The organism is Nitrosopumilus cobalaminigenes (assembly GCF_013407145.1).
In the GTDB taxonomy this organism is placed as follows: Archaea; Thermoproteota; Nitrososphaeria; order Nitrososphaerales; family Nitrosopumilaceae; genus Nitrosopumilus; species Nitrosopumilus cobalaminigenes.
The window spans coordinates 1,352,715-1,365,714 of the sequence record NZ_CP026993.1; the positions used below are offsets into that span (position 1 = coordinate 1,352,715).

Genomic DNA, 13,000 nt, shown 5'->3' on the forward strand with positions numbered 1-13,000 from the left:
CCAAATTGCTTATAAACCTATTTCAATTATTTAGGAGGTTTTTGTCTCATGATGAAAATCAAAACAATTCCGATCGCAATTCCAATGACTATACCAATTCCCATACCAAGACTAAATGAGGGCTCTATTTCAGAATCAATAGAATCTTTTGGAGTTTTTGTTTCAATGATCGTTTCAGAATCTTCAGAATTTGTTGAGAATGGTTTTATTTCAATTTTATTTTGAGTTGAATCAATGTTCATGTCAGGAGAAATATTTGTAAATTTTGCTGCAAGTGTAATTGGCTCAGTAGTTGAAATTCCACCAAACAAAGTTGAATGTGTTAAAAGTGTGTAAGTACCAGTTTGATTTATTGGCACATACAAAACAGTTGAAGTATCATCTTTATTTTTCACTGGGAAAAAACCTCCACCTTGACTAAAAATTGAATTACCAAGCCAATCAAGCGAAGCCCATCCCATAAAATGTCCAAAGACTCCAGACGGAACATTAGTTTGTATTATTTCTCCAGACGGATCCATAACAAATACAGATAGATTTGTGTCATTACTTGTCCATGAAAGTTCTATAGCTGCTGTATTGATAGATTCATTTTGAATATCAAAATAATATTGTCTCCAATCACCTGCCATGTATCTATTAACCATATCAAATGCACCTTTTGTGTATCCATTTCCATAAAGAACATCATCACTAGAAGTTCCTTTGATTAGAATTGTAGAATCATTTTCAGTGACAGGTTGTTTAATGACAAAGGATATCGGGGCATTAACAGTATGTGTCTCACCTTCAAAAGTTAAAAAACCCTGATAGACTCCAGTTTGAAAATCATTTGGAGTTACTAATGTCATATCAACAGTTGATGAATCTTGAGGAGGAACGGAAATTGTATCAGATTTAGACCAAAGTAATGACCATTTTTCTTTTTCATAATGACTAGCAGAAATTGTGTAATCCATTGATGTAGAATTTTGTTTTGTATCACCTAACCAATATGAATATCTGGTTGGAACAGGGTAAACACCAACAAGTGGAACTCCATCAAATTTTTCATTAGGTTCTGAAACTCTAAGTTCTTGAACAGTTCCCCAAGATCCGGCTCTATTCACCATTGAAAGTTCATCACTTGTAATTTTTGTATCGTTATTATTATCAAGCCAATCATAAAGGTACAGAGAGGCAATTTTCAAATCATCTGCATAAACATCAGAGGTACTATTCATAAAATCATGAAATTTAAAATTAACATTTAGAATCATTAAAGAAGATTCATCAGGGATAGGATCATCATTATTAAAAAATGTCAATAGTTCAGAAGAGTTTCCAAGTTCAGATAATTTAACATAATTTGGAATGAATGTACCAGTATCATTTAAGATAGAATCTTGTTGTTGAGGAATTGTAGTACCGTTAAATTGTGTTTTTGAGATTAAAGACAAAGTTTGTGGCTTTACATTGATTGTAAGAGTATCATTTGTAGGGTTGTCAATAGTGAAAGTTGTTGTTGTTCGTTCTCCAGGAAGTAAATGTCCTGCAAACCAGCTTGTCATTGGAAATGAACGTATAGGTAGATTAAATTTTTCAAATCCTATTGAAGTGGAATTAATTTTTTCTATTGCAGGGTCAAGTATATTTTTTATATTTTTATACGAACCATCATTGTACACAATAAAAACTCCATGTTCCCCATTTACATAATTCAATGCAGTTTCAACATTTGTCAAACCAGATCCTTGAGTAAGTGGATCATTCTGAAGATCAGTTGCAGTAGACATTAAGATATTTTTGATAGTGAAAGAATCATAGTCTAAAGATTGTTTTTTCATTTCTTCAATTAGAACTGCTGCACTTCCAGATACAATCGGTGCAGCCATACTAGTACCTCCAAATAATGAAAAGGATTCTTCTTTGGAATCTTTGTTTACTTTTAACATGTTTGATGGAACAAATCCATGAGCCCCTATACTCATAACATCAGGTTTTGGATCTCCAATTATTCCTGGTCCTCTACTAGAAAAATCAACTACATTGTTTGAATGAGTTGTTGTATTTCCAAATCTAGGTTGATCTTTGAAAGGTCCATATCCAACAAAAACATTGTTTGTTGTGGCACCTACTGAAATTCCAAATGGTGATGCATTAGGCAATCCAATTGTACCATATCCATGACCAGAATTTCCTGCACTGGAAATTATTGTAATTCCAGGATAATCATCATCCAAAGAAGTAGGGGTTGTCAACATACTTAGAATTAGTGATAGAATATCCATTCCAGGAGATGCTTTGAAGGAAGGAAAATTTGAAACTCCCCAACTATTGGAAATTATATCAACTCTGGGTTGACCCAAAAATTTCCATGTGTGATCTTTATTTTCAAATCCTGCAGACCATAACCATCCGTATACAGTATCACCAAACCACAAAGCCTTTACTGGTACAATTTTTGCATCAGGTGCTACACCGGTAATAGAATATTTTTTTGAGTTGTTGTAAATGTCGTAAACTTCTTGTCCACGAGAAGTAATAGATGCCGCACTAGAAGTTCCATGACCCATAAAATCAGTCATCAAACCAAAAAATTCACCATTTGAGTCTAGTCCAGGTAAAAGAGTTCCATTAATTGCTTGTAGAGTATCATCAATATCTGTAGAATTATTTTTAATTACACCGTAGACATCAAGAACTTGTGCTCCAATGGTTCCCGCACTGTAATCATTTTTTCCATCATCATTTGAATCATAGACGAGGAATTCTTTTCCACTTCCTAATACAATTGGTTTCTCATCTGTGAAATCAAAATCATAATTTGGTTCTTGTCCTCGCTCTAGATCAAATCTAGTGTAATCTTCCCAAGAAGTACTCAAATCAGGAATTATAGTGTCATAAACTCCAGATGTAAAAGAGTCAACTACAAGAACTGGAACAACTTGTATTTTTGCATATTGTCCTCCTAATGCACCTTGATAAATAACACCTAAATGATAAATTCCACTTTTTGATTTGATATAATTTCTATTATCATCGCCAATTTTCATATCAATAGCAAGAGTTCCATTAAAAATTACTGATGAACCAATTTGTGGAAAAAAGGAATTGTATATTGGTATCTGGCTTCCTTGTCCTCCTTGAGAAACATCAAGGAATACACCTTCACGTGTAACATATGCTGATGATGTCATATGAGAAGGAATGGGTTTACTATAATTTCGTATAATTTCATTTTCATCAATATATGCAAAGAAAGTTGCATTCGTTAAAACAATCCCTTGTCCATCCGGATCAAGCATTATAGGATGATTAATTTTATCTCGAGCAAGAGAATGTTGAATGTCAGGATTTGAAAAGTCTACACCTGTATCAACAATAGCAATTATGGTTCCATTTCCTGAAGAATCATATTTTTTCTTTGCCAAATCAGAACCAGTGATGTCACCAATTCTAGAAGCATCTTTGATTTCTTTATCAGATGAATGATAATCCAATTTAAAATCTTCAACAACATAATACCCTTGTGAAATTAAATTAGAAGCAGAAGATTCAGAAAGAACAGATACTGAGAAAAATCCATAATCAGATTGAATATTATAAATTGAATTTGTTTTTAAAATATTATTTTTTTGTAAATCAGTACCAAAAATTAAATATCTTTTGAAATTATTTTCCAAGAAAAAATCAGAGTCTATTTCTATAATATCAGAATCAAAGGATAGTGTGTTTTCCATGTCTTGGTCCAAATCGACAGGAATGAAAGCATGTGAATTTGCAATCATTGGTGAAAAAAGTAATACTGCAAAGAAAATCGCCACTTTGGGCATTAATTGGTTTTTCATTCTTATGTTATTATAACTATCTTCTTCTTGCAAGGATTGCCACTTGTAGTGCAACAATTAATCCAACTGATGCAATGATGGGTAATAACAATGCGTTAAGTTGTGCAGAAGATTCACTGATAGATTTTGCGGATAGTGCAAAAGTTCCAATATTTTCATCAATTTGGCTACTTGCATATTCTAAAGTTGTGTCAAATCCTGCAATTTCAGATTTTAGAATATCTAGTTCGCTTGATGTTTCATCTAAAATTGAGTTCAGTTTAATTATTTGATCAGAAATACCACCCAAATCTTGGCTTAAGACATTAGTTGCAGCAGAGCCATGAGATGTTGTTCCTTGACTAAATGCCACTACATGAAATACATGGGTTCCTTCTTCAATTGGAGTGTAATCTACATAGTATAATCCCTGATGTAATGTTTTGAATGAATTTGTCAATGTAACAGATATTCCAGATGGGAGATGAACATGTGTTGTTCCCAATAATTCCTTAGGTTCATTTCCAATTAAAAGGCCATCACTAGTTGTTTGAACAAAAACTCGAATTGGTTGACCAATTGCTGCAGTTTCAGGAGCGAAAACTAAAGTATTCACAAATCTTTCTACAGTCACATCAAGTAAGTCTGTGGTAGATGAAAATTTAATATCAATTTTTTGTGATGCACCATTTTGTTCTGTACTGATCACTTCAACAGTATATGTTCCATATGGGAAATCAGTTGATGGTTCAGGCCATGTTAATAATGCATAATTAAATGAACCATCTTTTTCAGTAGTTATTTGGTCAAATTTTGCAATAGACTCATCTGGTGCAAAAACTCTAATTATTAGATTTTCTTCAGGTAAGCCATTTCCATAAACTTGTAAGTTATGTGCAGGAGAATACACTTTACTATTTGTAGATAAAACTAATTCTTCTGCAAAAGAATTCGGTATGTTTATTATTAATAGAACAAAAAGACACGAAAAAAGAATTTTAAATTTCAATTTAATTAATTGTTAATCTTCTCCTAGATATTACTTCTGGAAAAATTGTCTATAACTTACGTTAAGAAGGATTCAAAAAAAAGAAAAAAAGGATAATTTGAACTAGTTTACGTTGACAGTTGTACTAACTGGTGGTGATAATGCCGTTGGATTATCTACTGATTCCCACACGAATGCAGTTGCTGTGTAGCTACCACTTTCGGTTGGAATCCATGATAATGCCGGGCTGAATGATTGACCAGCAGATAGTGAACCTGTAATCCATGCTAGTGAGACTGTAACACCGTTACCATCTTGAATCTGTACCAAGTATGCGAATGTTTGCTCTCTATCCTGACCATTTGCTAAGTCAGCACTGATTTGTACCTGTTGGTCAACGGAGACAGTATCTAAACTGTTACCGAATGCATCAACGGTTCTCAAGTTAGCAGCTGGTGCTCTCTCGAGAGGTGGTACGACAGTGCCGATTAGTGAAGTGGCAGTAATATCGAGTTCATCTGCAGTTGTGTACGGATCTGGTAATGTATTGTCCTCATATTCTGCGGTGACAGTGTCACCTTCTGCGACTCTGAGTCTATGACCAGAAGATTCATCAGAAACTGTAAAGAATACAGTACCCTCGAAAATTCCAGTTGCCTCATTAGTCTCAGTTACAGTAAGGTCAATACCTCCGGCATCGGAGTCAGACCACACGTCGACATCGAAGTTGTCGACTGCTTCTGGATCTAAGTTCATGTCTGGATCAATTACTCTTACAACACCTGTTCCGCTAGCTGGATAACTTGCTTCTAACCATTGTACCTCACCGATATTCCATCTGATTAATGATGAACCGACTACAGTTTCATCCTCTGAGAATTCAAAGGAGACAGTAAGTCCGTCATCGTCGTCAGTTTGTAGGAATCCATCAGTTGGGCCAGAACCAGTGGTTCTTGGGTTAGTATCGTCATTCTCATCACCATCAGCATCGTGTGCGAATCCAGTAAGTATAACCTCACCAGTAAAGATGCCTGTGTCAGTTCCAGTTTCAACAAGTTTGTAGTTGTCAAGATCGAATCCTCTGGTGCTGATCTTTATTGGATCAACATCAGTATTTCCGATTTCGTCAACTAGGTCACCGTCGAAGTTGTGATCTGGAGCGACAATAGTGATATAGACTTTATCAGTCCATGAGTAGACTTTTTGATCAAGTTCTACAGTTGCACCAAAGTTAGAAGTAAAGATTGTCAAATTGACATCTTCATCTTCATCACCAACAAAGTCAGATCCACTTGGACCCCAGTCAGTATATTCTAGAATAATTTCCTCTCCTCTTTCAAGGCGGTCGTTATCTAGTTCTTCAGGGATTTCGATAACAATCTGGAAGATACCAGTGCTGTCACCTGTTTCTCTAAAGTTACTTGGTTCTGGGTCGAAGGCTGCTGAGTTAGTTGTACCACCAAGGTTACCCATGGTAATAGTAGCTGCGTCAGAATCCCATTCGATTAAGTCTAAGTCATATGTTTCTGCACCATCATTGTCCAAATCAAGGTCTGGTTCAATGAGGGTTAAGATCATATCGGAGCCGATAATGTATACAGACTTGTCAGATTGTAAGACACCATTTCTAAGGTCAAAGGTAGCGGAGTCAGTAACAGTATTTGCATCACCAGAAGCATCAGCTGGGTCAGTGTATTCTACTTGGAGGATATCTCCTTGTAAGATACAATAATCACCTGATGTTGCGGCAACGTCAAATCTGCTTGTGGCTGCGTTATCTCCAGTTGCTGAGGTTCCATTCGTTGGAGTGAAATCTTCAGTATCTGGGCAAGTTTGACTTGCTGGACCGTCAGTATATCTAATGTCAAAGTCAATCTCGAAAATACCTGCATCTGGTGCGATTTCTACTAATGGTCCGAGTTGTCTTGCGACAGCACCGGAGTTTGCAGTTGTGCTGATTCCATTGTCATCAACATCAATTACACCATCAACGACTGTTGGGCTTCCAGCATAGCCTAGCACGACTGAGTCAGAACCTCTGATAACAGAGATCTTGACTGGTCCTACTGAAGCTGCTGCTGTAAACTCAGCAATCTCGTCTTCACCACTTGCGGATATATCAAAGTCTGGGTCGTTAACTCTAATGTGAATTGTAAGATCTCCATTCTGTAAGAATTCACCGCTTTCAATTTCATTATCGGTGTCAGTCATACCAGTTGCGTGAACTGGGAAGATTGCTCTACCTTCTGGGGTTTCGGTAGTGGTTACACTCTCGAAATCAGCTGGTACACCAAATGGAACTGGATAAACGGTTCTATCTAGACTAACAGAACCAGTATTGGCTCTGACGCCTGCAGAATCACCGACTTCTATAATTTCACCAGATGCATCTCTGAAATCAACATAGTTGACTTCAATATCGAGACCGGTTACGGACTCGGTGAGGCCTGGATCTGCTGTAGTTCCTGCTGATGGACAATAGACTGATGGAATTTGGAAGTCACCAATGAAGACACCAGAGTCTTGTGAGGTTTCAACTAGAGTAAATCCAGTTGCACCTAGACCGGTATCATCAGTGTTTTCTTCTAATTCGTTAGAGCCTGTTGCTGTTTCACCATCGCTGGTACATGTGTTAACTGCTGGAGTTGTCCACAATGTATCATCGAAGGTAATATCTAGGATTCTTCCTAGATCACCAAAGGATAAGTCGGTTGGAAGTCCTGCTTCTCCTACTTGATCATAGACATCATCAGTTGTAGTTGAAACTACAGTGTAGATATCTACCAAGTCGGAGTCAGTGTTAAGATCTAAGTCTTCTAGTGTGATAGTAACTGTGTCAGCTGTTTTGTAAGAATCGGAATCAAAAGATACAATACCAGAGTGGCTAGGAGCCTCTTCTTGGTCTGCAACTTGTGTTGATACACCATCAGCACCTAGGTCCAGATAATTAACTCTTGGAGAGTCTTCATCTGTTAGGTCTTCAATTACGATGAATGATGGATCATCTGCAATTGGGGATAGACCAGTATAGGTATCTGCATCAAGAATATTGACTTGGTTGACCATGATGTATTCCAAGCTACCTTCGAAGGTGCTTGTATTATCACCAGTTTCTTCCACTTCAATTCTTATGATTTGGTTTGCGACTCTTTCGCCGGATTCATCACCATCGGATTCAAATCCGAAGGTAAAGAAGTCAGCTACAACAGATTCGTTAATTGCGCCATCAATTGCATAACCGGAGTTAAGACCATCATCAAATACAAACAACAAACCAATATTATCAGAGTCATCCATATCAAAGATTGCCTTGACTACTTGGTCAAGATCTGCAGATATGTCAGTTCCACTGGTTGAATTGATTAAGCTGATTGATTGAGCATCGGTATCATTAACTAATGAGATAGCTGTTAAACCTGCAGTGGTATTATTACCTGAAAAGATATTCGTACCAGTTGTTTGGTTTAGCAAGTATACATCGTATGATCCAGTGCTGTTGATACTTCTTAAGTCCATGTTAAACAAGTTAAATCCGTGAAGTCTATCACTAATGTCTGCTCCTTGCGGATTAGAAATTGAGTTGAATAGTTCTTCAGCTGTTACGCTTAAGTCAATGATTAATGCTTTAGCATCAGTCAGACTAGCGCTTGGATCTATGATTGCTCTTTTACTAAATTTATCGACTACAACAGTTGCAGTTACGTTACCACCAGTTGTATTTAATGCGCTCAATGATTTTACAGGATCACCTTGTCCTCCTGGGAGGGCAGTGTTGACTTCTGTAAATGCAATTGTTGCATTGGTAAATACTGCACTTTGTCCACCGGTACCACCAGTTCCGTCATCACCTAAAGTGAATGGGTTACCAGTTTGTAATGATGGGATAAGTGGAACATCAGGGTTGTTAAGATCAAGATCTTCATCAACTCTACTGTTCTGGTTTGCATCTGAATCAACTAATACTACTGGAATTTCTTCACCAGAGTTCCATTCATCATCGGCTGGTTGGATATCGATTGAACCGAATCCAAATCCAACGAGAACAGTCTTTGGTGTCTCATTGTAATCAATGCTTGCTGATACACCTCTGTTGGCATCGCTTGCGATAGCCAAGTTTGATACATCAGAATCATCATAGTTTGCAAAGAGACCAGAGTTTGATGATAGTTCGGTAAATGTTACTGGTTGACTTCCAGGTGCAATTGTTCCGTTTCCGGTTGCAACTGTGGATGCTTCAACGGTTGCGGTTCCGTTAGTAACAGAATCATCGTTGTCGATAATTCTTAATACTTCGTTACCTACACCTTGTGCATCTAAGTCAATAAGTAAGATACCGTTATCTTCAAACATAAAAGCATCAGTTCCGAGACTGTTGGTTAGGTCTACAGCACCAGCACTACCGTCAGCAGCAGTTGCTCCATTTTCATCGAACAATTGATAGAAGACAGTGTTGTTAGTTGCGATAGTTCCCCAAGTCCAAGAATCTTCGTCTGTTGGGTCAATGTTTAGTTGTACATCAGTTAGTGTGAGGTGTACGTTTGCACCAGTTGGGAATACAGTTCTATCTGATTCTAAGTTGGCAAATTGGTCAACTGTATCAAAAGTTAATGTGGTTGATTGAGCACCACCACCTTTGTTATATGTGACTACAACGCTGCCTGTTGGATTTAGATCATATAGTTGGATCATTGGGAAAGCGTTAGCTGGAAGGCTAAGTTGTCCAATTCCATTTCCTGTTGCTGTATTTCTGTTAGCTGTTTTGTTTTCTCTGATTACGTTTTGGTAATCTACTGTTCCAAATGTTCCAGCTGCACAAACGGTTGATAGACCTGAAGAGGTCACATTACCATTTACTGGCTGGGTTGGGAAGAAGACACCTACTGTATCGGTGAAGGATATGCCTGCTGCTGTTGTTGCAGATGTGGCATCACAGCCTGAACCGAAGTCCAGACCTTCTCCTGGTAAACCGACAGTTGCGTCTGCAGCTAATGCTGCATCAGAGTCTGCAAAATAACCATACCAATTACCGTCAGTAGCTTGGGCCATTCTCAGGTCTTTGCCTTGTACGGTAACGTCTGGTTCACCTTTACCCTCATCTGTATCACTAATATCAGAATCAATTACAACTACTTCGATGACCATAGGGCCAGCCATGTAGTTGTCAAATTGAGAGTTTTCTGCGGAAACAAATAGGTTAGCGTTGGCTGCATGTGCTGCTGGCATTACACCAGGAATAGCAAATGTCATACCACCGGCTAACATAATTGTCATTAATGTAAGACTAGTTATTTTACGTCCTATTTCGTTATTCATGTTATTGATAATTTTCTTAAAAATTAGTATAAAAGGCTAATGGACGAATTGTCCACAATTATGGTATTTTTTGTAATTATTTTATCAAAAATCTAAATTTGATGTAATTTTTAGACAACATGATCATATTATTTGCAGTTTATCTCATAAAATTTCAAATGATCGTTAGATTTTTTATGTTTTATCGATAAATTATGAAATTCTTATAGCCTATTTTATGCCTTGATCTCTTTTCCAAGAAGAGTTTTGTATAATGATATAGCATCAGTCTCATCTTTTGGACCAACTACAACAGCTGACCCTCTTTTCATAAAACTAACAGATAATTCATTTGTTCTCAAAGATAATCCCAAGTCACCCTGATTATCAACAGTGAAACCTTTTTGTTTTCCAATAGCAGTAACACCATTTACATCAAGATCAAATGTTTCCGTCGGAGTAATAGAGTAAGTTCTCTTTCCACGATTGCGCCCACATAGTTCTTCTAAAATTAATTCTTCTTTTGTAACAACATCTAGTTTACCTGAACCACATATTGGACATTCATCAGCTCTAAATGTTCTAGTACTATTGAAATCAAGATTTTCTAAATCAATATGTAGAATTCTCTGAGAGAGATTAGGAATTTTTCCAAGAATAATTTTAACAGCTTCTGCAACTTCAATTGCACCAACAATAGAAAGAATTGGGGGGTGAACGCCTTCAATACTACATGTTGGCATTGTATCCTCATCTAATTCAGGGAACATGCAAAAGTAACATGCAGATTTTTTTGGTAAAATAGTAAACGCTTGTCCAGATGTTCCAACTGCAGCTCCTGTAACAAATGGGATTTCAAACTTCACACATGCTTTATTCAATGCATATCTTGCATTAACACTATCAAGTGCATCAATTACAACATCACAACCTTCAACAACTTCTAATGCAGTATAATCATTTACAGATACAGCTAAAGCTTCAACATTACAGTCAGGATTTAGTTTCTGTAATTTTTTTGCAACTACTTCAACTTTAACTTGACCAACATCATCCTCATCAAACATCATTTGTCTATGTAAATTTGATAGTTCGATTACATCTCTATCAACAATACGCAAAGTTCCAACTCCCATTGTAGCCAATCTAGAAATTATTGGGTGTCCTAAACCACCTGTTCCAACAACACAAACTTTAGCATTTTTTAATTTTAATTGTCCACCATATCCAATTTCTTCTAGCATCACTTGTCTTGAATATTTGTCAAGTTCTTTTGGGGATAATTCTTCTGAACCACCTGCAACCGCAGGCAATATGTAAACTTCATCACCATCATTTAGAGAAGTGTCAATACCATTTGCAAATTTTGCATTTTTGCCATTAATGTAAATATTAATCAAAGATCTGGGAGTTCCATCACCTTCTAAAACTCTACGCTTAAAATCATCACCTAATTGTTCAGAAATTTTTGAAAATGCATCCTGTAAAGACTCTGCAGAGATTTCAATTTTTTTCTCACCACCGCCAGCATTTAGAACAGATGGAATAGTGAATGTGATATTTGCCATTAGTTTACTACCGCCGATATTTCACCAATGTCAGCTTTCATCACAGTTGGTTTTTGTAATACTTCCATTATAGATTCAGTTGCTTTTAATCCATTACCAGTAACATAGCATACTACTTTGTCATTTGCATCAATCTTTCCTTGTTCAACCATTTTTTGAAGAACAGATATTGAAACCCCTCCTGCAGGTTCTGTAAATATTCCTTCAGTCTGTGCAAGTAATAAAATTGCATCAAGTATTTCTTTATTGTTTGATTCTTCTGCAAATCCATTATACTGTTCTAATCGTTTCAAAACATATCTACCATCTCCAGGATCACCTATTGCTAAACTTTTTGCAACGGTGTCAGGATTTTCAACTGGGATTACTTCCTTACTATTTTTCTTAAATGCATCAACTATAGGTGCACAACCATGTGGTTGTGCAGCAATCATATGGATATTTGAAACATTATCAAGTAAGGAAACAGTCTGTAATTCTTCAAATCCTTTACAAATTGCATTAAGCATTGCACCACTTCCTACAGGAATAATCAATTGATCAGGTATTTGCCAATCAAGTTGTTCTGCAACTTCATACGAAAATGTTTTGGATCCTTCAACATAATGAGAACGCATGTTAATGTTTACTACACCAATTCCTTTACTGTCTCCAATTTGTGCAGCAATTCTATTTGCATCGTCATATGTTCCATCAACTGCAATGTAGTTTGCACCATATGATAATGCTTGAGCAATTTTAGCCATCTCAATATTACTTGGTGCAAATACATGACATGGCAATCCAGCTTTTGCTGCATGCGCTGCAGTAGCTGATGCTAAATTTCCAGTTGACGCACAACCAACTGCAGTTAATCCAAATTCTTTTGCTTTTGATATTGCAACTCCTGCAGGTCTATCTTTGAAAGAAAATGTTGGATTTACAGAATCATTTTTTATGTAAAGATTGTTTAATCCTAATTTTTTTCCCAAATTATCAGCTTTGATAAGAGGAGTCATACCTGCACCAATGCTTACAATGTTTGATTTATCTTCTATTGGAAGTAATTCAAAATATCGCCAATAGGTTTGTTCACGATTTGCAAACGTATCTTTAGTAAGTGTGGGAAAATCATATTTTACATCAAGTGGACCAAAACAGTCTTCACAAACATACTTGAAAGCAGTGTCATATTCTTTTTTACATTCTCTACATTGTAATGATGTTCTAGTCAAGATCAGTATCTCCTTTGAGAATATACATAAAAAATCCTAATATCAAGTTAAGTGATACTTAATTTAAAGGATCAAAAAATATAATGAATAATAGTAATCATAGGGGGAAAAATAGGAAAACACAGAATT

Annotated in this window: 5 protein-coding genes; all 5 read right to left on the reverse strand. The window is 36.4% G+C overall.

Annotation, left to right across the window (positions count from 1 at the left end; all coding sequences use genetic code 11):
• Positions 1–26 precede the first annotated feature (26 nt).
• Entirely contained in the window at positions 27–3,815 is a 3,789-nt protein-coding gene (locus C5F47_RS08370; RefSeq protein WP_179361832.1) for a S8 family serine peptidase, read from the reverse strand.
• Between the two features lie 31 nt (positions 3,816–3,846).
• A complete protein-coding gene (locus tag C5F47_RS08375; protein WP_179360617.1) occupies positions 3,847–4,818 on the reverse strand; it encodes a methyl-accepting chemotaxis protein in 972 nt (323 codons plus the stop codon).
• A gap of 102 nt (positions 4,819–4,920) precedes the next feature.
• The gene (locus C5F47_RS08380) at positions 4,921–10,110 is read right to left on the reverse strand and encodes a hypothetical protein (RefSeq protein ID WP_179360618.1); all 5,190 of its coding nucleotides are present in this window, start codon (positions 10,108–10,110) and stop codon (positions 4,921–4,923) included.
• 215 nt (positions 10,111–10,325) lie between these two features.
• On the reverse strand, positions 10,326–11,657 hold the full coding sequence (locus tag C5F47_RS08385; RefSeq protein WP_179360619.1) for a ThiF family adenylyltransferase: 1,332 nt from the start codon (positions 11,655–11,657) through the stop codon (positions 10,326–10,328).
• Positions 11,657–12,871 (reverse strand): threonine synthase, encoded by a 1,215-nt coding sequence (locus C5F47_RS08390; RefSeq protein ID WP_179360620.1) that lies wholly within the window; start codon positions 12,869–12,871, stop codon positions 11,657–11,659. The genes C5F47_RS08385 and C5F47_RS08390 overlap by 1 nt, the downstream gene beginning before the upstream one ends.
• Positions 12,872–13,000: the final 129 nt, after the last annotated feature.

What these genes read in the sequence shown, in the direction of transcription:
- C5F47_RS08385 (WP_179360619.1), bottom strand. Translation starts at nt 11,657, where the DNA reads ATGGCAAATATCACATTCACTATTCCATCTGTTCTAAATGCTGGCGGT.
- C5F47_RS08380 (WP_179360618.1), bottom strand. Translation starts at nt 10,110, where the DNA reads ATGAATAACGAAATAGGACGTAAAATAACTAGTCTTACATTAATGACA.
- C5F47_RS08370 (WP_179361832.1), bottom strand. Translation starts at nt 3,815, where the DNA reads ATGCCCAAAGTGGCGATTTTCTTTGCAGTATTACTTTTTTCACCAATG.